The sequence below is a fragment of the Allochromatium warmingii genome (assembly GCF_900107145.1).
GTDB classification, from domain to species: domain Bacteria; phylum Pseudomonadota; class Gammaproteobacteria; order Chromatiales; family Chromatiaceae; genus Thermochromatium; species Thermochromatium warmingii.
Genome location: NZ_FNOW01000029.1, coordinates 1 through 22,272 on the forward strand (window position 1 = coordinate 1; position 22,272 = coordinate 22,272).

21 protein-coding genes are annotated in these 22,272 nt (G+C 57.0%); 14 read left to right on the forward strand and 7 right to left on the reverse strand.

Annotated elements, in window-relative coordinates:
* Window positions 1–195: 195 nt before the first annotated feature.
* A complete protein-coding gene (locus BLW10_RS13795) occupies window positions 196–492 on the reverse strand; it encodes a hypothetical protein (RefSeq protein ID WP_143117046.1) in 297 nt (98 codons plus the stop codon).
* Between the two features lie 173 nt (window positions 493–665).
* On the opposite strand from BLW10_RS13795, the gene BLW10_RS09435 reads away from it, so the two are divergent.
* The 4 genes from BLW10_RS09435 to BLW10_RS09450 all read left to right on the forward strand — a co-directional run bounded on the left by BLW10_RS09435 (window position 666) and on the right by BLW10_RS09450 (window position 2,103).
* Window positions 666–1,070: a helix-turn-helix domain-containing protein gene (locus tag BLW10_RS09435; protein WP_091334258.1), complete on the forward strand. Its 405-nt coding sequence runs from the start codon at window positions 666–668 to the stop codon at window positions 1,068–1,070.
* A 77-nt stretch (window positions 1,071–1,147) separates the two neighbouring features.
* Window positions 1,148–1,378 carry an antitoxin TumA gene (gene tumA / locus BLW10_RS09440; RefSeq protein ID WP_091334216.1) on the forward strand — a complete coding sequence of 77 codons (231 nt, stop codon included), beginning with the start codon at window positions 1,148–1,150 and terminating at the stop codon, window positions 1,376–1,378.
* 63 nt (window positions 1,379–1,441) lie between these two features.
* Window positions 1,442–1,684: a hypothetical protein gene (locus BLW10_RS09445; RefSeq protein WP_177169039.1), complete on the forward strand. Its 243-nt coding sequence runs from the start codon at window positions 1,442–1,444 to the stop codon at window positions 1,682–1,684.
* Entirely contained in the window at window positions 1,681–2,103 is a 423-nt protein-coding gene (locus BLW10_RS09450; protein ID WP_091334219.1) for a type II toxin-antitoxin system VapC family toxin, read from the forward strand. Before BLW10_RS09445 ends, BLW10_RS09450 begins: the two co-directional genes overlap by 4 nt.
* 422 nt (window positions 2,104–2,525) lie before the next feature.
* On the opposite strand, the gene BLW10_RS14440 is transcribed toward BLW10_RS09450, so the two are convergent.
* On the reverse strand, window positions 2,526–2,651 hold the full coding sequence (locus BLW10_RS14440) for a hypothetical protein (RefSeq protein WP_281241133.1): 126 nt from the start codon (window positions 2,649–2,651) through the stop codon (window positions 2,526–2,528).
* 75 nt (window positions 2,652–2,726) lie between these two features.
* Between BLW10_RS14440 and BLW10_RS09455 the strand changes: the two genes are divergently transcribed.
* Complete coding sequence (locus BLW10_RS09455; protein WP_177169040.1) at window positions 2,727–3,062, forward strand: type II toxin-antitoxin system RelE/ParE family toxin; 336 nt, start codon at window positions 2,727–2,729, stop codon at window positions 3,060–3,062.
* Entirely contained in the window at window positions 3,055–3,336 is a 282-nt protein-coding gene (locus tag BLW10_RS09460) for a helix-turn-helix transcriptional regulator (RefSeq protein WP_091334221.1), read from the forward strand. Before BLW10_RS09455 ends, BLW10_RS09460 begins: the two co-directional genes overlap by 8 nt.
* A gap of 216 nt (window positions 3,337–3,552) precedes the next feature.
* On the opposite strand, the gene BLW10_RS09465 is transcribed toward BLW10_RS09460, so the two are convergent.
* The 4 genes from BLW10_RS09465 to metG form a co-directional block, all read right to left on the reverse strand.
* Window positions 3,553–5,367 (reverse strand): BatD family protein, encoded by a 1,815-nt coding sequence (locus BLW10_RS09465; protein ID WP_245709304.1) that lies wholly within the window; start codon window positions 5,365–5,367, stop codon window positions 3,553–3,555.
* Window positions 5,364–7,109: a vWA domain-containing protein gene (locus tag BLW10_RS09470; protein ID WP_091334223.1), complete on the reverse strand. Its 1,746-nt coding sequence runs from the start codon at window positions 7,107–7,109 to the stop codon at window positions 5,364–5,366. Before BLW10_RS09470 ends, BLW10_RS09465 begins: the two co-directional genes overlap by 4 nt.
* Before the next feature lie 11 nt (window positions 7,110–7,120).
* Window positions 7,121–8,149, reverse strand: coding sequence for a VWA domain-containing protein (locus BLW10_RS09475; RefSeq protein ID WP_091334224.1), 1,029 nt, complete (start codon window positions 8,147–8,149; stop codon window positions 7,121–7,123).
* 96 nt (window positions 8,150–8,245) lie between these two features.
* Window positions 8,246–10,291 carry a methionine--tRNA ligase gene (gene metG, locus BLW10_RS09480; RefSeq protein WP_091334225.1) on the reverse strand — a complete coding sequence of 682 codons (2,046 nt, stop codon included), beginning with the start codon at window positions 10,289–10,291 and terminating at the stop codon, window positions 8,246–8,248.
* A 234-nt stretch (window positions 10,292–10,525) separates the two neighbouring features.
* On the opposite strand from metG, the gene apbC reads away from it, so the two are divergent.
* From apbC to menC, 5 genes are all read left to right on the forward strand, one after another.
* Entirely contained in the window at window positions 10,526–11,617 is a 1,092-nt protein-coding gene (gene apbC, locus BLW10_RS09485; protein ID WP_091334227.1) for an iron-sulfur cluster carrier protein ApbC, read from the forward strand.
* Between the two features lie 115 nt (window positions 11,618–11,732).
* The gene (gene menB, locus BLW10_RS09490; RefSeq protein ID WP_091334229.1) at window positions 11,733–12,593 is read left to right on the forward strand and encodes a 1,4-dihydroxy-2-naphthoyl-CoA synthase; all 861 of its coding nucleotides are present in this window, start codon (window positions 11,733–11,735) and stop codon (window positions 12,591–12,593) included.
* Window positions 12,593–12,916, forward strand: a complete 324-nt coding sequence (locus BLW10_RS09495) for a nucleotidyltransferase domain-containing protein (protein ID WP_091334231.1) — start codon at window positions 12,593–12,595, stop codon at window positions 12,914–12,916. Before menB ends, BLW10_RS09495 begins: the two co-directional genes overlap by 1 nt.
* Before the next feature lie 122 nt (window positions 12,917–13,038).
* Window positions 13,039–13,944 (forward strand): 1,4-dihydroxy-2-naphthoate octaprenyltransferase, encoded by a 906-nt coding sequence (gene menA / locus BLW10_RS09500; RefSeq protein WP_177169041.1) that lies wholly within the window; start codon window positions 13,039–13,041, stop codon window positions 13,942–13,944.
* The gene (menC, locus tag BLW10_RS09505) at window positions 13,941–15,032 is read left to right on the forward strand and encodes an o-succinylbenzoate synthase (protein ID WP_091334233.1); all 1,092 of its coding nucleotides are present in this window, start codon (window positions 13,941–13,943) and stop codon (window positions 15,030–15,032) included. Before menA ends, menC begins: the two co-directional genes overlap by 4 nt.
* Before the next feature lie 24 nt (window positions 15,033–15,056).
* Here menC and polA read toward each other — a convergent pair whose 3' ends face one another.
* Entirely contained in the window at window positions 15,057–17,780 is a 2,724-nt protein-coding gene (gene polA / locus BLW10_RS09510) for a DNA polymerase I (RefSeq protein ID WP_091334235.1), read from the reverse strand.
* A 198-nt stretch (window positions 17,781–17,978) separates the two neighbouring features.
* Here polA and BLW10_RS09515 point away from each other — a divergent pair, with 198 nt between their 5' ends.
* The 3 genes from BLW10_RS09515 (at window position 17,979) to dnaN (ending at window position 22,266) form a co-directional block, all read left to right on the forward strand.
* On the forward strand, window positions 17,979–19,550 hold the full coding sequence (locus BLW10_RS09515) for an AmpG family muropeptide MFS transporter (protein ID WP_091334236.1): 1,572 nt from the start codon (window positions 17,979–17,981) through the stop codon (window positions 19,548–19,550).
* Between the two features lie 50 nt (window positions 19,551–19,600).
* Window positions 19,601–20,860 carry an NADP-dependent isocitrate dehydrogenase gene (gene icd / locus BLW10_RS09520; protein WP_091334238.1) on the forward strand — a complete coding sequence of 420 codons (1,260 nt, stop codon included), beginning with the start codon at window positions 19,601–19,603 and terminating at the stop codon, window positions 20,858–20,860.
* Window positions 20,861–21,165: 305 nt separating this feature from the next.
* Window positions 21,166–22,266, forward strand: coding sequence for a DNA polymerase III subunit beta (dnaN, locus tag BLW10_RS09525; protein WP_091334239.1), 1,101 nt, complete (start codon window positions 21,166–21,168; stop codon window positions 22,264–22,266).
* Window positions 22,267–22,272 lie beyond the last annotated feature (6 nt).

Sequence of the window (22,272 nt, forward strand, 5' to 3'; positions counted from 1 at the left end):
CTTTGAGGCAGACCCCGCCAGTGAGTTTAAAGTTGAGCCGCCATAAAAACGCGTCGTTCAGCCGACGCGTATCCGGACTTTCAGTCCGTTACTCAAACCCACCGGCTTTAGCCGGTGGTTGTTTAGTTAACTGCCAGAGCCGTTGCACTCTGGCCACGCCCAGAGGGCGTGGATTTCTACGTTGCGATTAAAAAATCAACGCATTTGATAGCTTACATTGCCACCATCATAGCATTGTTGACCAGTACTGCTATCATTAACAAAAACATCATCAAGTTTGTTATCGTTGGTCCACGTTAAGATGGCCACGCCAGAAGAATTGGTATCAATCGATCGGGTTTGTGCTCCATTGTATACAGAGCCAACTACTCTTACTCCGCTGGCTGATCCACCATCAGGCCGCGAAACATGCACGTTACATGAGCCGGCATACACAGATGCACTGCTAATCATTAAGGCGCTTAAAAGTGTCACTTTGGTTACTGTTTTCATAGGCCTGTACTCCAAATTATGCTTGCAGCGGAGTCGTTTACACTGGTTTAGGTGCCAAGTAAAATATTCATCGATGGGCGATGCTTAATTTAAGGCATGAATATGATAAAATTCCGCGCCACCAGAAAAAACACCCAATAAGTCTCTTTTTCCAACACTTTCAGGAGTATTCCATGCAAATCCACGAAAAATTGAAGGTGATGCGTCTGTGTAGGGGTTGGTCTCAGGAGGAGATGGCTGAGAAACTGGGTTATTCGGCGAATGGCTATGCCAAGATCGAGCGGGGCGAGACGGACATCAAGGTGGATCGGTTGGGGAAGATCGCAGAGGCGATTGGCGTGGATTTGCAGCAACTGTTAAATTTGAACGACAAAAATGTATTTAATGTCATAGAAGGATGCCATTATGATAATGGCTCACACGGAAATATCCTCTTAACCGAAACCCAATGCGCCCACGAACTTGAAAAGTACCGTTTGCTGTTGCAGGAGCGGGACAAGGAAATCGCCAATCTCCATCAGCAGATTGCACAATTAAAAGAAATTAACGCTTTACTGAAAGCGAACGCCTCGACATGAAGTAGCGCCAAGCGGGAATGCAACTGATTGGGTCACGACGACTGACGGTCATTTCGATCCTTGCGACCAGAAGAACCATGCAAAAACAATCGATTCAATACGACTCCCCATTGGATCCGCTGGTGGCCGTCGCCAAGCGATTGAGCCGCTACGAGACCGAGGCGGGGCTATCCTCAGAGGATTTCTTCAACCGCTTTAGTCAAGGTGCATGGCGAGACGATGTCCAGGCCATCGAATGGGCCAACGATTATCGTCACGACTTGGCCTTGCGTGCGGAACTCGGAAAGATTCTCGAGGCTGCCGCTTAGCGGGCTCGTCGCTCGTCACACCCGTTGACGACAGCTTTTTTGAATGTTTTCGCGGAGACATCGATGAACCCGAGCCGAATGATTTACGACGACACACCGGCCCTCATTCCCGTGCCAGACGAGCTGCATCATCATAAGATCGAGGTCATCTTTTGGCCGCTCGACATGGAGCCAAAGCCGCCCTTGTCAGCGCCAACGACAGACCGGCGGCGGCGCTCGCCACCCGCTGCATTGGCCGGAAAAGTACGCGAACTGGGCGATGTCATGAACAGCGCGCCAGCTTCCGACTGGGGCATTGACCAGTGATCGTGTTGGACACGCACATCTGGCATTGGTGGACCAATCAGATCGCCGGAAAACTCACCAGTGCGCAGATCGCCCTGATCGAGGAAGCCGACGAGATTGCCGTCTCGGCGATCTCCTGTTTCGAGATGGCTTGGCTGCATCGACACGGACGAATCGATCTCGGGATGTCGTTCGAGGTGTGGCTGGCTGAGGTCGAAGCGTCCGCGACCGTCAGTTTTCTACCGGTCACGCCACGGATCGCGGCCCGTGCCGTCGCCCTCCCTGAGCATCATAAAGACCCGCAAGATCGGCTCATCATCGCGACCGCGTTGATCCATCAAGCATATCTGATGAGCTTTGACGGTCATTTCCCGGACTACCGGGAACTCAAGGGACGACTGATCACCGCCGAACTCTCAAAGGGAACCAACGCACCCTGACCAAGCGGATCGCCAAACTCACCCTCCGCGTCATCGGCGTCCCGGGGATAAGGGGTCACGGGATAAGGGGTCACGGGATAAGGGGTCACGGGATAAGGGGTCACGGGATAAGGGGTCACACGGGATAAGGGGATAAGGAAGGGGATAAGGCGGGATAAGGGGTCAGGTTCGGTTTTCTGCGGATAAGGCGGATAAGGGGCGGATCGGATAAGGCGGATAAGGCGGATAAGGGGTCAGGTTCGGTTTTTGGATTGGATAGGGATAAGGGATAAGGGGTCAGGTTCGGTTTTTAGGGATAAGGGGTCAGGTTCGGTTTTTTGCTGACCATCAAAGCCGACATGGATGTCACACCCAAACGCCCTCGGACCACCGGGGGTGTTTTTCGTTTGGAGCAGCCGAGACCCAACAGGTATCCAGCACGATCATGTCCATTCGTCCCGCATCGCCGCCTGAAACGCCAACGGCTCTTGCGTCAGGGTCAGGGCGCCCGCATGACGCTGAAGATTGCGCGGCAGCGGTGTCTCGCGGTCAGCCGCCAACACAATCACCTTGACCGGCTGACCGTCTCGTTAATGCCGGCGGATCTGGTATGCTCTGCATTATCTTAAAAACGAGATAAACGGATGCCCTGGATGCCCTGGACGATCCAGTTGCTACCCGAAGCGGAAGCCGAATTGCTCGCCATGCCTGCCGATATTGGCGCGCGGTTTCTGCATGTGGCCGAGCTGCTGCAAACCTTCGGCCCGCAACAGGTCGGGATGCCGCATATCCGCCACTTGGAAGGCAAGCTGTGGGAGATGCGCTTGAAAGGTCGTGATGGTATTGCTCGCGCCGTCTATGTGGCGCGTACCGGGCAACGCCTGGTCGTGCTGCATGTCTTCATCAAGAAGACGCAGAAGACCCCGAGAAGCGCCCTGGAGATGGTCCGTAGACGCTTGGAGACCTTGACCGATGATTGACCTTGCCGATCTGAAAACCCGCCTACTGAACGACCCTGAGATTCGCACCGAGTATGAGGCGTTGGAAACGGAATACGCCTTTGCACGCGAACTGATCGCCGCGCGGACTCGCGCCGGTTTAAGCCAGGAGCAGGTCGCCAAGCGTATGGGCACCTCGCAATCGACCGTCGCTCGGCTGGAGAGCGGACGCACCCTGCCGAGCCTGCGCACCCTGGATCGCTATGCCCGCGCAACCGGATCGCGTGCTGTGATACGGTTGGAAGCTGGGCGCTGAAGCCGATCTGGCGGCTGACTCCAGAAATGGACCGGAGCCAGTGATTTTGAGGCATAAAAAATCCCCGTGTCTCAGAGAAACACGAGGATTTTCAACGCTTATTTGGCTCCCTGGGACGGGCTCGAACCGCCGACCTAGTGATTAACAGTGAAGGGAAAAGGAATCAGGATCGAATTATTTAACGGTCACAAATCTCCCATTTTGTGACCATCGATTTCAAATACGCGGATACAGTTCAGGAATTGGCGCAGCGGCAGCGGTTTTATCTGGGCGCGTGCCGTCGAGATGCGGTTCTAAGCTGGCCCACACGGCCGTACCGTCCCAAAACTCGCCGGGCGGAGCGTAGATCGCACGGTCGATATCGCGGAGCAGGGCGCTTAATTCCGCGTTGGCGAACGCCTCGGCCAGCGCCTCTAATCCAGTGAATGTCCGCTCCGGCCAGCGGGCGCGTGCCCAGTCGAGCAGCGCGGCCCGGGTGGCGCGAGGATCTTCAGCCGCGCACGCTGTTTGCAGGGCGCGGCGGGCGTGATCTAGCCCGACAGCGGTTGGCGCTGGCGGGCGAATATTCGACGCGCTCGGCGCGGCAGCGGTGCGGGCGCGGCGTTCGCGCTGCCAGAGATAGACGGTCGCACCCCAGCCAGTCAGCAGCACGCCGATCAGCGCCAGCCACGGCCAAATACCCCAGCCGCTATCGGCGCTATCAGTTGCTGGCGGCGTGGTGGTCGAGATTGGATCAGCAGTGAAATCAGCCGCCGCTTGCGGCGCGGCGGGTAACGGCGGAGTAGCGGCGAGACTGCTGCCCGGCGCGGGCGCAACCTCGACGGTGCGGGCCGGAATCACCGCCACCTGAGCACGGTCGGTGCGCGTATCCCACCAGTTGAGACGAATTTCGGGCAGCGTCAGCAATCCCGGGCGCGACGGAACGAGCGCAAATTTGAGCGTTTTGAGCGCAGCAGGCGCGGGGCCGCTGGTCAAATCTTCGCCGCGTGGTTGATCGGGATAGACCTGCACTCCGTTGAGCGTCCCTAAGCTGACATCCGGCAGTTGCGCTGCCGTAGTGCCCTCAGCCGTGATCGTTAGGGTACGAGTCACCGGCTCGCCGACCTGAAAGCGTGGCGGACTTGGTGCCCATTCTTCGCTCAGTTGCACCGAGGTTGCCGGTAGCCAACCGCTGTCGGTCGCGGTCGGCTGAGGGCGAACGGTGAGTTCCAGATCCGGCGCTCGCTCGACCACGCGCCGCCCGCGAGCAGTTGCGCCCGGCATGGTCGGAAAGCCCTGAAATAGCCGTCCGCCGAAGGCTTGATCGAGTTCAGCAAAGGGATCCTGACGTGCGCCCGCTCGCGGATCGTCGAGCGTCGCTTCGAGGCGCGGTGATTGAATGGTCAGCACGCCGCTACGCTGAGGCGTGAGCCGATAGCGGCGTTCGATGACGCGATAAGCCAGCCCGTTACGCTGGTCATCATAGGCATGATCTTCGCCCAATCGCTCGACTGTGGCCCCGTCGATCTGCGGTTCGGAGAGCACGGCCCGCTGGGGCGGTTGACGATAGTAGACCTTGACGCGATAGATCAGCGGCTGTTGCACATAAGGTGTCGCGGTCTCAGCTTCGACTTCAATAAAGAGCGTGCGCGGGCCAGCGGCATCGGCCTCAGCTTGTCCGGGCGCGACGATTTCCAGCGTCAGCGGATCGCTGTGATCGGCGCCGGCGTGCAGGGCTGGAATGGTCAGGCGTCCGGTACGTTTGGGGGCCAGTTCCAAGCTCCACTGACGGCTTTGCGACATGCGCCCGTTGAGAATGCTGGTCATCTGACTCTGACCCCGACGTAAAATATCGAAGTCGCGTTCCAGCGGCGCAAAATCTGGCTCGGCGTCGAGATCGCCTTCGGCAATCAAGCGCAGTTCGATCACTTCATCCAGCGCCACGCGCTCCCGATCCACCTGTACCCGTAACTCGGCGGCAAACGTCGATGACACCAGCGCCAGCGAGAGCAGCGCGAGCCAGAGCGCAAATGTACAGCTTTTGGCAATCACGGTAATTGGCCCTCACGACGCAGATGTTGCAGAAGAAAACGCTGGCGCAGTAGCCCCGCCGGATCGTCGGGCACCTGACGCAACCGCGCCTCTAGTGCCTGTTCACGCTCGCGTTCAGCCGGTGAGCGGTCGTCTACGGATTCCGACGCGGCGGTTTCCGGCTTAGATTCGGATTCGGATTCGGATTCGGGTTTAGCGGCTCGCTCCGATGCAGCGGGCTGGTCTGATTCAGCATCGGGTTGTGGTTTAGCTTGCTCGTTCGGCGTGATGTCGGGATGCGGCTGAGACTGCGCATCGGCATTGGTCTGCGATCCAGCGGATGATTCAGACGGCGACTGCGATGAACCGTTCTGACCGTCATCGCGCTGTTTTTGATCTTGATCTTGCTCTTGGTCACGCAGTCGGCGCACCAGTTCGAGATTATGCCGTGCATCGGCATGATCGGGAGCCTGTTGCAACACCTGTTCATAGGCCGCCGCCGCCGCATCGAACCGCCCCAAGCGTGCCAGCGCATTGCCGCGATTGTACGTAGCTGTTGCGTCAGTGCGACCGTCGAGCGCGGTCAGCGCCTGCTCAAACTCACCAGCGCGATAATGCGCCGCCGCTCGCCACGCCGGATCGTCAAACTGCGTCGCGGCTGTCTCGGGATGACCGGCGGCTAATTCCTGCGCAGCGCGTTGATCGGCTGTCCACCACAGATCGGCCCAATCTAATGCTTGCGCAGAATCCGGCGGCACGCACAGCGCCAACGCTACTGCTGGCGCTAACCAGCCGCGCCGAAATGCCAGTGCCGCCAACGGTAGCACCAACAGCAGCAACCACGGGCCTTCCTCGCGCCAGCGATCCGCCGTCAGATTGGACGCGGCAAGCTCGACCTCGGGGCGCGGCGCGGCAGCCAGCAGCGCCTGCGTATCCGCCTCGCCGACGCTGGCTTCGAGATAACGTCCGTTGCCAGCGTCCGCCAGATCGCGCAACCGCTCGCGTTCCAGTCGCGCAATCTGCACCGCGCCCGCTGCATCCTGTTCAAATCCACCACCAGCACGCGGCACCGGAGCGCCGTCGAGTGTGCCGACCGCTAACACCGACAGCCGATGCCCAGCCGTCGCCAAAGCACGCGCCGCTGCCAGCGATCCGGCCAGCTCTCCGACCCCATCGGTGATGAGCACGACATGCCCAGCACCACTGCCGGCACGCTCCAGCATTCCGGCGGCCTGTTCGAGCGCCAAATCCGTGCGGCGCGGGCCGGGGAGTGGGATCAGATCGGTCGTGAGCAGCGGCACCTGGGCGGCGATGGTGTTGGCATCGGCACTCAGTGGTGCGACCAAAAAGGGTTCCGGGCCAAAGGCGAGCAAGCCGATCTGACCTTCATGCAGCGCACGGAGCAGATCGAGCGTCTCAAACCGCGCCCGCGCTAACCGCGTGGGCGAAACATCAGCAGCATCGAAACTCGGCGAGAGATCGAGCACAATCACTGAGCGGGCATCCAGACTTAACACTGGTTGCGGCAGTTGTCGCCAGACCGGGCCAGCGAGCGCAATCACCCCGATCAGCCAGCCGATCCCGAGCAATGCTAACGGCCAGCGCGGTGCGCCCGTGCTGTGACCGACCAGCAGATGCGGCAATAACTGCGGATCGACGAGCGCCGCCCAGCTCGCTGCCTGCGTGCGCTGTCGCCACAGTCGCCATAACAGCCACGCCAGCGGGATTAGCGCCAAAAACCAGAGGGGACGGAGAAAGAACATGGGGGATGTTGTCAGGTTGTGCATTGTCGAATCCACTGCACCACACGCTCAAATCTCTGTGCATCGAGCACACTCAATAGCAGCGACAGCAACAACGCCAACGCCGCTGGCCAGACAAACAGCGCCCGCTGAGGCCGATAGGTGCGCTGCTCGCGCTCGGTCGGTTCCAATTGATCCAATTCAGCATATACGGCTTCTAGCTCCTGCCGACTGTCAACCGTGAACGCTCGCCCGCCGGTGATGGCGGCGATGCGCTGGAGCGTCGTCGGATCGAAGTCGCTGGCTTGACGCAATAGACGCATCCCGAACAGTGAGCGCACGCCGAGTTCACCGCCACCAATGCCGATGGTGTAAATGCGCACCCCAGCCTGAGCCGCCAGTTCAGCGGCTTCCAGTGGATCAAGCGCCCCAGCGGTGTTATCGCCATCCGTCAACAGAATTAGCACAGGCTGTCCATCTGGCTGCTCGCGTAACCGCTTAATCGCCAGCCCAATCGCATCGCCAATCGCCGTTTCGCGTCCGGCTAATCCGACCACCGCATCGCGCAACATCGCCGCAACTGTGGCCCCATCGAAGGTCAGCGGCGTTTGCAGATATGCCCGCGTGCCGAACAGAATCAGGCCAAGCCGGTCGCCCGCCCGCCGCTCGACAAAGGCCGCCGCGACCGTCCGCACCACCGCCAACCGTGAGACCGCCCGCCCGTCGAGTTCGTAATCCTCCTGCTCCATGCTCCCCGAGACATCAATCGCCAACAGCAGATCGCGACCGGCCAGCGGTAGCGGAATCGGCTCGCCGACCCACTGCGGACGCGCAGCCGCCAGCACCAGCAATCCCCAAGCGATCAATCCGATCAACACTCGCCAGCGCTGCCAAGCCGACGGCGGCGACGCCTGACCGGGCGCGGCTGTTCCGAGTGCGACGCGCAGCGGAAAGCGCAAAGCCGCGCCGCCCGCATCGGTCTGCGCCGCTGGCAGCCAGCGCACAGCAAACCACGGGAGCGGCAGTGCGAATAAGATCCAGGGCCAGGCGAGCGTAATCATGGCTTAAGTGTGGCGGGTTGTAATGGTCTTCAACGGTTTGGCCTGATACGCGACCAATTTAATCTGCCAACCGAATCATGCAAAACAGCTAACATGTTATTTCACTTTCATCCCCGGCTCTGCCCCGGAATCAGGACTCAGAATAAACAATTCCGATCCGCCCGGCCCAGCCGCTAACACCATGCCTTCAGACACACCAAAACGCATTTTGCGCGGCGCAAGATTAGCCACCATCACTGTCATGCGGCCTTCAAGATCTGTTGGATCATAAGCAGCGCGAATACCCGCAAACACAGTGCGCGTTTCGCCGCCGAGATCAAGCGTTAATTGCAACAGCTTATCTGCGCCTTCAACAGCACGCGCTTCACGAATTAAAGCAACCCGCAAATCAATCTTTGCAAAGCTCTCATAATCAATCGGGCCAGCAATTGGATCGCGCTCTAAATGCGGATTCGTAATTACGGGAGCTGTCGCCGTAGCGGGTGTTGCGCTTAAATCCGCTTTTGAGGCGTCTAACATCGCAGTAATTTGCTGTGGATCAACCCGCGTCATCAATGGTTTAAATGGCGCAATCACATGATCGAGCACGGGTGTAGCGAGCGCGTCCCAAGTCAATGGCTCAATCTGCAAAAAAGCTTCGGATTCAGCAGCGGTTTTGGGCAAAATTGGACGTAAATAACCGATCAGCACGCGGAATAGATTGAGTCCCATCGAGCAGATTGCCTGTAATTCGGCTTCACGTCCAGTTTGTTTGGCAACTACCCAGGGCGCGTGTTCGTCGATATATTGATTCGCCCGATCCGCTAAGGCCATAATTTCGCGCACCGCTCGACTAAATTCACGCTTTTCATACGCGGCGGCAATTGATTCACCGGCGGTAATAAATTCAGCAAAAAGCGCCGGTTCTGCTAAGGCTGCCGCTAATCGCCCATCAAATCGCTTGCTAATAAATCCAGCACAGCGGCTGGCAATGTTGACGACTTTACCGACTAAATCAGCATTGACTCGCGCTGCAAAATCTTCCAAATTTAAGTCAATATCATCGACATTTGCGCCCAATTTTGCTGCAAAATAATAGCGCAGATATTCGGGGTTAAGATGATCGAGATAGGTACGCGCCTTAATAAAGGTGCCGCGTGATTTTGACATCTTTTGTCCGTCAACTGTCAAAAAGCCATGCGCAAAGATTGCGCTCGGCGTGCGGAAACCCGCGCCATGCAGCATAGCTGGAAAAAACAGCGCATGAAAATAAATAATATCTTTGCCGATGAAATGATAGAGTTCAGCAGTCGAATCTTGGCCCCAAAACCGTGCAAATTCTAACCCGGGCGTTTGATCGCAGAGGTGTTGAAAACTGGCCATATAGCCAATCGGCGCATCGAGCCAGACATAGAAAAATTTGCCCGGATGATCGGGGATTTCAAATCCAAAATAGGGCGCATCGCGGGAAATATCCCATTCTTGCAGGCCAGCGGCAAACCATTCGTCGAGCTTATTAGCGACTTCTTTTTGTAAGCTGCCGCTGCGTGTCCAAGCGCGTAACATCGGCTCAAAATCGCCGAGTTTGAAGAAATAATGATCCGATTCGCGCTGTTCCGGCACGGCACCCGAAACTGCCGAGCGCGGATTTTTTAATTCAGCCGGTGAATAGCTTGCGCCACAGGCTTCGCAATTATCGCCATATTGATCGGCAGCGCCGCATTTTGGGCACTCGCCTTTAATAAACCGATCCGGCAAAAACATCTGTTCAACTGGATCATAGGCTTGCGTAATGGTGCGCTGCGCGATATGGCCGGCATCGCGGTTGCGGGTATAAATCAAGGTTGCGTAATGCTGATTTTCCGGCGAATGGGTTGAATGATAGTTGTCAAAGCCAATATGAAAGGCGGCAAAATCAGCTTGATGTTCTGCTGCAACCCGCGCAATTAAATGCTCTGGGGTCACGCCCTCTTGACGGGCGCGGAGCATAATTGGCGTGCCGTGCGCATCATCGGCGCACACATACCAACAATTATGGCCGCGCATTTTTTGGAATCGCGCCCAGATGTCGGTTTGAATATATTCAACAAGATGGCCAAGATGGATCGGCCCGTTAGCATAGGGCAGGGCGCTGGTAATAAGGATGTCGCGGGATTGGTGCATGGTTGTGGCTCGCAATGGTGCGGAATCGTAAAGGGAAGCGCGTACAGCATGTTGCCGTAAATTATCTCACGATTTACCAGCCACTCTGCGGTCTCTCTAGCGTGCATCGCGCCGGATGCCGTATCCTTACTATTTTTCGCGGTTTTAGCCGCGTTGAATTGACGACCGCTGAGACCCATCTTGCAGCGCAGTCGCCGACGCCGATTTTTGACTCACAGCCACACGGAGCACCTCATGTCGCAACCGACACACGACGCCATCGAAGCCGCGATCAAGACCTATCAGGAACCGCATTTGGGGCGCGATCTGGTCGCCGCTCACGCTATTCAAGCTATCGCCATCGATGGCGATCAGGTGCGCATCACGGTGGTGCTTGGCTTTCCGGCCGCCGGTGCGCAACAGGCCATAGTCGCGGCACTCACGGAGCGCGTTGCACAGGTCGCCGGTGTCGGCGCGGTTGCGGTCGAGGTGCGCTGGGAGATCAAAGCACATTCGGTGCAAAAGTCGCTCAAACCGATTGATAATGTAAAAAATATCATCGCCGTCGCTTCGGGCAAGGGCGGCGTGGGCAAATCCACGACAGCGGTCAATTTGGCGCTGGCGCTGGCGGCTGAGGGCGCAACCGTCGGGCTGCTGGATGCCGATATTTATGGCCCGTCACAGCCACGGATGCTAGGTATTAGCGGTCAGCCGGAATCAAAAGACGGGCGCACGCTTGAACCGATGCGCAGCTATGACATTCAAACCATGTCGATTGGTTTTTTAATTGAAGAAGAAACGCCGATGATTTGGCGCGGCCCAATGGTCACGCAGGCGCTGGAACAGTTGCTTAATGATACGAATTGGTCAGAGCTGGATTATTTGGTGATTGACCTGCCGCCGGGCACGGGTGATACCCAATTGACGCTGGCGCAAAAAGTGCCGGTTTCGGGGGCGATTATTGTCACCACGCCGCAGGATATTGCGCTGCTTGATGCACGCAAAGGCTTGAAAATGTTCCAGAAAGTTGAGGTGCCGGTGCTGGGAATTGTCGAGAATATGAGCATCCATATTTGCTCAAAATGCGGACACGCCGAGCATATTTTCGGGCAGGGCGGCGGAAAAAGCATGTCGGATCAATACGGCGTTGAGTTACTCGGTTCATTGCCACTGGATATTCAGATTCGCGAAGAAACCGATAATGGTAAACCGACCGTAATTGCCCAGCCGGATTCGCGGATCACCCAGATGTATCGTGAAATTGCTCGCAAAACGGCGGCAAAACTCTCGCTGCAAGCGAAAGATTATGCGGCGAAGTTTCCGCGTATTGTAATTCAGAATACCTAAGCGAATTGTCGGTTCGCTTTGATTTGACCGTGCAATAAATAAGCCCTGATTGATCAGGGCTTTTCCGTTTTTATTTTTTATTGACAGCGAGGCACTCTAGGTGGCGTCAGAGATTATGCAAGCAACCACGAACTATGCCGAGATCGACTCGCGCCCCATCGACTGGGAGGCTCCAGCGGACGCCTGTTATCAGGACATTCTCTATCATCAGGCCGAACATATCGCCAAGATCACCATTAACCGCCCCGAAGTACGCAATGCGTTCCGCCCGCAAACGGTGCGCGAGCTCATTGACGCCTTTCATCGTGCGCACATGGATTCAACGATTGGCGTCATTATTCTCACCGGCGCGGGCGATCTAGCATTTTGCTCCGGTGGCGATCAACGTATTCGCGGTCATGAGGGGTATAAAGATGAGGTGGGAATTGAGCATCTCAATGTATTAGAACTGCAACGCCAAATTCGCACACTGCCTAAACCGGTGGTGGCGATGGTCGCAGGCTATGCAATTGGTGGCGGGCATGTGCTGCATTTAATTTGTGATCTCACGATTGCGGCTGAGAATGCACGCTTTGGTCAAACTGGGCCGCGTGTTGGTAGTTTCGATGCTGGTTTTGGTGCTGGAATCATGGCGCGGACGGTGGGATTAAAAAAAGCAAAAGAAATCTGGTTTTTATGTCGTCAATACGATGCGCAGGAGGCGCTTGATATGGGGCTGGTGAATACAGTGGTGCCGCTGGCTGAATTAGAAACTGAAACGGTTGCTTGGTGTCGCCAAATGAATCGCTTATCACCGACGGCATTGCGCGTACTTAAATCCGCATTTAATGCCGATACCGATGGATTAGCCGGTATTCAGGAATTAGCTGGCAATGCGACGGCTTTGTTTTACACCACAGAAGAAGGTCAAGAAGGGCGGAATGCGTTTTTAGAAAAGCGTGCGCCGGATTTTAGTCGCTTTCCTCGGCGGCCGTGATGCGTGACATCGACCCAGAATTATTAAATGAGGCAGTGCGGCGCATTGTGCAGGCAATGGAACCAGAGCAAATTCTATTGTTCGGATCGCGTGTTTGGGGACAGCCGACCGCAGACAGCGATATTGATCTATTGATCGCGCTCAATGATGCTTCAAATCAGCCAACATATCGGCGAGCGCGGGAGGCGTATCGTAGTCTACGTGGCCTAGCATTGCCTATTGAAATTGTTGTACGCACTCGGAATGAATTAATGCGTGCCGCACAAAATAGTCATTCATTTGAACGCCAAGCCCTAGAACATGGTCAGCGGTTACATGGATAAAAACCAGCACCATTTCGTGCAGCAATGGCTTATCAAGAGTGTTACTGAGGCGATTCTATTCGCTGAATCAATTTTTCACTTTATTATCATGCGCTTGCCTTCACGCTCATTGCTTTAATTCTATGTCCGAGCAATTTATTCCATCCCCTATAACGCGCTGGTTATTAGCGGCGCGACCAAAAACATTGCCGCTCACGCTCTCGCCGGTTATTGCTGGTCTGGCGCTTGCGGTGGCGACAACCGGCACGCTTGCGTTCTGGACAGCACTGGCAACTTTGCTGGCAGCGGTGGCGATCCAGATTGGCACCAATCTGCACAACGATGCCGCCGATTTTGAGCGCGGCACTGACACCATTGAACGAGTCGGCCCGCCGCGTGCGACGGCGCAAGGTTGGCTCACGGCGCGTCAGGTCAAGCAGGCCGCGCATCTGATGTTCGCGCTGGCGTTTGGATTAGGACTGGCGCTGCTGTTACGTGGCGGCTGGCCGATTTTGCTTGTTGGGCTGGCGTCCTTAGCGGCGGGCTATGCCTATACCAGCGGCCCGCGTCCGATTGCCTATGGCCCCTTTGGTGAAGTGTACGCGCTGCTGTTTTTTGGCGTCGCGGCAGTCGGTGGCACCTATTATCTGCAAACACTCGCGCTCGACGGCTCGACGCTGGTTGCCGGTGGTGCGCTTGGCTGTCTGGCTGCGGCGGTGCTGCTGATTAACAATTATCGTGATCTCGACACCGACACCGCCGCAGGACGGCGCACACTCTGCCGTGTGATTGGCCGCGAGCGGGCGCAGGTGCTTTATGCGCTGCTGCTGCTGCTGCCGATTCCGCTGCTGATATTGCTCGATCCGCTGCCGATTTCTTGGCCGCTGCTGGCGGCGCTACCGCTGGCAGCCTGGCTGATCTGGCGGCTCAGGCGCGGTGCGCTGGGAATGGCACTCAATAAGCAGCTCGCGCAGACGGCTCAGTATCAGGCCCTATTGGTCGGGTTACTGATTGTGTGTCTGCTATTCCCCGTTGCGCATACGGCATGATCGAACAGGTCGGACTCCGACCCTATGATCTGCCGCTGCGTCGCGCTTGGGACAGTGCGCGAGGCGGATTTGCACGACGACGCGGCTGGTTGGTGTCGGTCGTGGCCGATGGTTTGACTGGCTACGGCGATTGCGCACCGCTGCCCGCCGCTGGAACGGAAACAGCAGACGCAACCGAAATCGCGCTCACGTCCTATTTAACGCGCTTGACCGGTCAGGATGTCGCCCGTTGCTTGGCTGAACTCGACAGCGATCCAACCCTCAACTCGACGCCAGCCGCTCGCTATGCCGTCGAGAGCGCGTTATCCGATCTGGCCAGTCAACGCGCCCAGCAACCGCTACGCCAGTGGCTCGCGCCCGATGCGGCGGATCGGCTCGCCGTCAACGCTATGCTCGGTACGCTCGGTCAAGTACGCGCTGACGATCTTGCAGCGCATGCTGCGCACGGTTTTCGGGTCTGCAAACTCAAGGTCGGGATGCAAACACCAGCAGCCGATCTCGCGGCATTGCAAATACTCGCTCAAACTGTGAATGCGGAGGCAATTCGGCTGCGATTAGATGCGAATGGCGCTTGGACTATTGATCAAGCGCGTTGGATATTAGAACAGTTAGCGCGGTTTGAATTGCCGATTGAATCATTAGAAGAGCCAATAATAAAGCCGATTCCTGAGCACTTAGCTGAATTACAAGCGCGGGTCGCATTTCCATTGGCGCTCGATGAATCGCTTGTAACGTATTTGGCAACGCACGACTTGACACAACTCGGCGTAAAACGGCTCGTGCTCAAACCGGCAGTGCTCGGCGGTTTGCGTCGGACGCTGACGCTGGCGCAGCGTGCTCAAGCTGCCGGTATCGAAGTTGTTATGACCAGTGTGGTTGACAGTGCGGCTGGACTCTGGCCGACGGTACAACTGGCCGCTGCGCTCAATGGGCCGCTTGCGCATGGTGTCGCAACAGCCGATTGGCTCGCCGCCGATCTTGGCCCCGCCCCCCGCGCTTGTGCTGGGATGATTGAATTATCGTCGCAGGTTGGATCTGGCTTTGAGCTGCCAGCTTCCAGCTCAAAGCAACCAGCAATCACGTATTAGCTGGCGGCTGAAAGCTGGCCGCTCTCAATGCGCCTCGTCCCAATTCGCCCCAACACCGATCTCGACCACCAGCGGCACCGCCAGCGCCGCCGCGTTCTCCATCGCCGAGCGCACCTGTTCGCGCACCTCGGCAACCGCTGTTTCGGCTACTTCCAGCACCAATTCATCATGCACTTGCAGAATTAACCGCGCCGCTAGTCGCTCGCGCTCAATCCACGCATCCACCGCGATCATGGCGCGTTTGATGATGTCCGCTGCCGTGCCCTGCATCGGTGCATTGATCGCGGTGCGCTCGGCAGCAGCGCGGCGGGCGTGATTGCTGTGGCTGATTTCGGGCAGATGCAGCCGCCGCCCGTCGAGCGTCTCAACATAGCCATCATTACGCGCCTGTTGGCGGATGCGCTCCATAAACGCACGCACTCCGGGATAGCGTTCAAAATACCGCTCAACATAGTCCTGCGCTGCGCCGCGCTCGATGCCCAACTGCCGCGCCAGCCCGAACGCCGACATGCCGTATATCAGCCCGAAATTGATCGCTTTTGCCGAGCGCCGTTGCTCACTGGTCAGGTCCTCGGGCGTACAGCCGAGAATCTCCGCCGCTGTTGCGCGATGAATGTCCAGACCGCTGGCAAAGGCCGCCAGCAGTCGCGCATCGCCGGACAGATGCGCCATGATCCGCAATTCAATCTGTGAATAATCAGCGGCCAGCAAAACGTGTCCGGGCGCGGCGATGAACGCCTGACGAATGCGCCGTCCGTCTTCACTGCGAATCGGGATGTTTTGCAAATTCGGATCGCTCGATGACAGCCGCCCGGTCGCCGTCACTGCTTGATGATACGAAGTGTGCAGGCGTCCGCTGTCGGGGTCGATCAAGCGCGGCAGCTTGTCGGTGTAGGTCGATTTGAGCTTCGACAGGCCGCGATGGTCAAGAATCAAACGCGGTAGTTCGTGTCCATCCGCCGCGAGCCGTTCCAGCACATCTTCTGAAGTCGAGGGCGCACCCTTCGGCGTTTTGGCGACCACCGGCAAGCCGAGTTCATCAAAAAAGATCGCGCCGATCTGCTTCGGTGAGCCGAGATTGAAGCGCCGCCCGGCGACCTGATAAGCCTGCTCTTCCAGTTCGAGAATGCGCCGCGCTAGATCGGCACTCTGTGCGGTCAGTTGGGCGCTGTCGATCCGCACCCCAGCGCGTTCCAGCCGCGACAGCACCGGCACCAGCGGGATTTCAATCTCACGATAGAGCCGTTCGAGCGCGGGCACGGCGGCTAAACGCGGCTGAAACACCTGCTGCAAGCGCCACGCAACCTCGGCATCTTCAGCAGCATAGGGGCCGGCCTGTTCGAGCGGAACTTGATTAAAGCGCAGTTGTTGCGCACCGCTGCCCGCGACAGTGCTAAAACGGATGGTGTCATGGTTGAGAAACCGCTTGGCGAGCGAGTCGAGATCGTGCCGCGCCGTGCTGTCGAGCACATAGCTGGCCAGTAGCGTGTCGTGTTCGATGCCGCGCAGGGTCACGCCGTAACGCGCCAGCACGCTCATATCATATTTGAGATTTTGGCCGATCTTGGCGCGGTGCGGATCTTCCAGCAGCGGCTGTAAGCGGGTGAGCACGCGGGCGCGATCAAGCTGCGGCGGTGCGCCCGGGTAATCATGCGCGAGTGGCAGATAGGCCGCTTGCCCGGGCGCGAGCGCAAACGCAATGCCGACTAATTCGGCCTGCATCGGATTGAGCGCGGTGGTCTCGGTATCGACCGCAAAACAATCGGCGGCATGGAGACGCTGCAACCAGTCCTCCAGTTCTGCTTCGGTCAAAATCAGCGTGTAATCAGTCGCTTGGGTTAATTTGGCGTTGAAATCCAAGCTCAAGCTCTTCGCCGTCGCTCCAGCGACACCGACGCCATCGAGCGTGGCTAACAGTCGCCGCGATTCGAGCCGCGTGTACCATTCGCGCAGTGTCTCGACATCTGGCGGTGCGGGCCGTAGATCGGTCGGTGCGAGAGCAAGCGCAACATCGCGTTTAATGGTCGCCAATTCGCGGGCCAGCGGCAGTTGATCGAGCGTAGCGCGGAGCGATTCGCCAATCTTGCCGCTTACATTTGCGGCATTGGCGATGACGCCATCCAGATCGCCATATTCGGCAAGCCATTTTGCCGCCGTTTTCGGCCCGCATTTCGGCACTCCGGGGATGTTGTCCACGCTGTCGCCCATCAACGCCAGATAATCGGCGATGCGCTCCGGTGGCACGCCGAACTTTTCGCGCACGCCCTCAGAATCGAGCACCTGCCCGGTCATGGTGTTGATGAGCGTCACCTCGGCGCTAACCAATTGCGCGAAGTCTTTATCTCCGGTCGAAATCAGCGTCGGCAGACCGGCAGCGGCGGCGTGCGTGGCTAACGTGCCGATTACATCATCGGCTTCCACGCCGGGCACGATCAGCAACGGCAGCCCCATCGCCTGAATAATCGTCAGCAGCGGTTGAATCTGCGCCCGCAGGTCATCCGGCATCGCGGGGCGGTTGGCTTTGTACGCGGGATAACGTTCGTGACGAAACCCGCGCCCACCGGCATCAAACACCACGCCGAGATAGTCGGGTCGCTGATCGTCAATCAGCTTGCGCAACATATTGAGCACACCGACCAATGCGCCGGTGGGTTCGCCCTGTGAATTGGTGAGCTTGGGCAGCGCGTGATAGGCGCGAAACAGATAGCCAGAGGCATCGACGAGGACGAGTGGGGTGGATGGGGTCATTAGATTCAGATGCTGATTGTTTGGCCTGCGTAGATCATCTCCATTTTTAATGCTCTTAAATAGGCTTAATTTAGCGCCGATTGTAGAGCCGGCCGCATCACCTCAGCAATGCCGCCCCGCTTGCCCCACCCGCGCTCTCCCCCTAGACTGCTTTGGCGTCTTTGTTATCAGTCGCGCTATTTGGGATTTTGTGTGCGGATGACTCAATTCTCTACTGCGGCACCCCGCAACTGGTTTCAGACACTCGCCGAACTGCGCGACCGGCGCGTGCTCACGATGCTATTACTGGGGTTTTCAGCCGGTGTGCCGCTGCTGTTGATTTTCTCTTCGCTGTCGCTCTGGCTACGCGAGGCCGGTATTGAGCGCCAAGCCGTGACCTTTTTTAGTTGGGCGGCGCTCGGCTATTCATTCAAATTCGTCTGGGCACCGCTGATTGACACCCTGCCGCTACCCTGGCTGACGCGCTGGTTGGGGCGGCGACGTGCGTGGTTATTGGTGTCACAACTAACGATCATCACCGCGATTGTGCTGATGGCGCTGATTGATCCGGCCAGCGGCGGCGACAGTCTCACGCGCTTGGCGCTCGCCGCCGTGCTGCTCGGCTTTGCTTCGGCGACCCAAGATATTGTCATCGACGCCTATCGCATCGAATCCGCGCCGCCGCGCTTGCAGGCGCTGATGTCATCGACCTATATCGCCGGATATCGCGTGGCGATGGTCACCGCTGGTGCTGGGGCGCTGATGTTGGCCTCAGCCTTCGGCTCAGAGCCGGAACACTATCGTTACACCGCGTGGAGCCTGACCTATCTCATCATGGCGGCGGTGATGCTGATCGGTGTTTTGACCACGCTCAGTATCCGCGAACCCGTGACCCAGCGCCCGCCGCCCGCCACGCATTCGACCCGCGATTATCTGCGGCTGGTGCTGACATTTGCGCTCATGGCGAGCACATTCGTCAGTAGCTTTTTTTGGAGCGGGCCGCTGTTTACTGCGCTCAAGTTCGCGCTGGGCGGTGGGGCGCTCGGCGCGTTTATATTAGAAACGGGGCGTTTAGCTCTGGCCCTCAGCATCGCGGCGCTGGTCGGCTGGCTGCTGGTGCAACTGGGCGCACTCAATCGAACGCTGGCGCGAACGGTCTGGATCGATCCAGTGCGCGATTTTTTCACCCGCTACGGTCTGCAAACCGCGCTGCTACTGCTGGCGCTCATCGGGCTATATCGCATCTCAGATATTGTGCTCGGCGTGATTGCCAATGTGTTTTATCAGGACATCGGCTTCAGCAAGCCGCAGATCGCCACAGCGGTAAAAACCTTCGGCGTGTTAATCAGCATCGTCGGCGGATTGCTCGGCGGGCTGCTCGCGGATCGCTATGGCGTGGTGCGGCTGCTGATGCTCGGCGCGATTCTCGCGGCGGCGACCAATCTAATCTTCGTGCTGTTGGCGCAGATTGGGGCCGATGTGCGACTGCTGTATCTCGCGGTCGGTGCGGATAATTTGGCGGCAGGCTTGGCGAGCGCCGCCTTTGTCGCCTTTTTGTCGAGCCTGACCAATGTGTCATTCACGGCGGTACAGTATGCGATTTTTAGCTCATTGATGACGCTGCTGCCGAAAGTGCTCGGCGGCTATTCAGGGCGGCTGGTCGAGGGGCTGGGCTATCCGGGGTTTTTCGTCTTGACCACGCTGCTTGGACTGCCGGTGATAGCGTTGGTCTGGCTCGCCGGACAGCGGTTGGCGATTGCCGATGAGCGTGGCGGGTCGCTGCGCAAGTAGCAAACACAGTGATAGGATAGATCGATTCACTAGCCAACGAGAGCGCGTTGATGTCTTACCAACAGATCCAAATTCCCACCAGCGGCGAGCCGATCCGTGTCAATCCTGATTTTTCACTGAATGTGCCAGACAAGCCGATTATCCCGTTTATCGAAGGGGACGGTATCGGCATCGACATCACGCCGGTAATGCGGGCGGTGGTGGATGCGGCAGTGGCGAACGCCTACGGCGGAACGCGCCAGATTCAATGGATGGAAGTGTACGCCGGCGAAAAATCGACGCGCACCTATGGCGCGGATGTCTGGTTGCCGGAGGAGACGCTGCGGGCGGTGCGCGAGTTCGTGGTCTCGATCAAGGGGCCATTGACTACGCCGGTGGGCGGCGGCATCCGCTCGCTGAATGTCGCGCTGCGTCAAGAACTCGACCTCTATGTGTGTTTGCGTCCGGTGCGTTATTTTAGCGGCACGCCCAGTCCGCTCAAGGAACCTGAGCAAACCGATATGGTGATTTTCCGTGAAAATTCGGAAGACATTTATGCTGGAATTGAATGGCAGGAAGGCACGGACAGCGCACGCAAAGTGATTGAATTTCTGCGCACTGAAATGGGTGTGACCAAAATTCGCTTCCCAGACACTTCAGGCATTGGCATTAAGCCGGTTTCGCGTGAAGGCACAGAACGCTTGGTGCGCAAAGCCATTCAATACGCCATTGACAATGATCGCGCCTCAGTGACGCTGGTTCACAAAGGCAACATTATGAAATTCACTGAGGGCGCATTTAAGCAATGGGGCTATGAATTAGCGCACCGCGAATTTGGCGCAGTGGAAATCGACGGCGGCCCGTGGTGCGCATTTAAAAATCCTAAAACTGGCCGCGAAATCATCGTCAAAGATGTAATTGCTGATGCGTTTTTACAGCAAATTCTCTTGCGTCCAAAAGAATACGACGTGATCGCAACACTGAATCTGAATGGCGATTATATTTCGGATGCGCTCGCCGCGCAGGTTGGTGGCATTGGTATGGCACCTGGAGCGAATTTATCGGATTCGGTTGCCATGTTCGAGGCCACTCACGGCACCGCGCCAAAATATGCCGGCAAGGATCAGGTGAATCCAGCGTCACTGATTCTATCGGCTGAAATGCTGTTGCGTCATCTGGGTTGGACAGAAGCAGCCGATCTCATCATCACGGGTGTAGAAGGCGCGATTGCCGCCAAAACCGTGACTTATGATTTACATCGTCTGATGAATGACGCGACTAAGCTGAGTTGCTCGGCGTTTGGTGAAGCGATTATTCGCAAGATGTCATAAGGGGCGGAGTTTTCTGGTCACGAAGTTCGGGCTTTGTGACCAGATGTCATATTAACCTAGCCCTTTCTATCGCGTCCCGTACAAGTCTATTTCACACTGACGCTATCCTAATGTTCCTCGCCTGCGAGGTTCGCCAGCGAATTACCGAATGAGCATTTTTTAATATAAAATGCACCAGCAATGCGGTGATTGATGACGCTTACGCGCATCTATTACACCTGCTAATACACTGAACACCGCCACGCCATCCCATAGCGAGTCCTGCGCTCGCATTCACCCTGTCTTGAATGATTTCGGAGCTATTGATGGAATTTGCTGCTAACCGCGACATCGTTTTACCTGCGCTGAATAAGGCAATCGGCGTGATTGAACGCCGCCAGACCTTGCCGATCTTGGGCAATCTGCTGGTTGTTGCCCGCGCTGGGCGCGTCACCCTGACCGGAACGGATCTCGAAGTCGAGGTAAAAACCAACTTTGAAGCTGATATTCAGCAAGAAGGCGAGACGACTATTCCTGCTCGCAAACTGCTCGATATTTGCAAAAATCTCAGCGATGGCGCTGAGGTGCGACTGCGCATCAAAGACGAACGCTGTATTGTGACATCGGGGCGCGGACGTTTTACGCTGGGTTTATTGCCCGCGTCAGATTTCCCGACGATGGAATTAGAAGACAGCGGCTTTGATTTTCAAATTCCAGAAAGCCAGCTCAAACGCTTGCTTGATAAAACCGCCTTCGCAATGGCGCAACAAGATGTACGCTATTATCTCAACGGCATGTTGCTGGAATTGCGTGCGAATGAATTGATTTCAGTCGCCACTGACGGACATCGCATGGCGAAATTCGTCACACCACTGGATTTAACCCTCGAAACCGACCGTCAAGTGATCGTACCCAATAAAACCGTCACTGAACTCAAGCGCCAATTAAGTTATACCGATGACTTAATCACAATTCGTTTGGCAGAACGTGGCCTACGGATTGAAGTCGGCGCAATGACGATGACTTCAAAATTAGTCGATGGTCGTTATCCAGAATATGAGCGCGTCATTCCAACGCAAAGCCCACGCACTGCGACGGTTGAAAAAGATGTGCTCAAACGCGCCCTATCACGCACCTCGATTTTATCTAATGAAAAATATCGCGGGGTGCGCTTAAGTTTTGATCCGGGCACGCTCAAATTATTGGCGCACAATCCCGAACAAGAAGAAGCAGAAGAAGAAATCGAACTCGAATATGACGGCGAGCCGATTTCGATTGGATTTAATGTCGCCTATTTGCTAGATGCACTCAATGTAATTGATGACACCTCCGTTAGCATTCATTTCCAAGATGCCAACGGAAGCTCAATTTGGCGCGGCTTAGGGAGCGAGCGCGAAACCTTCGTCGTGATGCCCATGCGGCTGTAAGCAGCG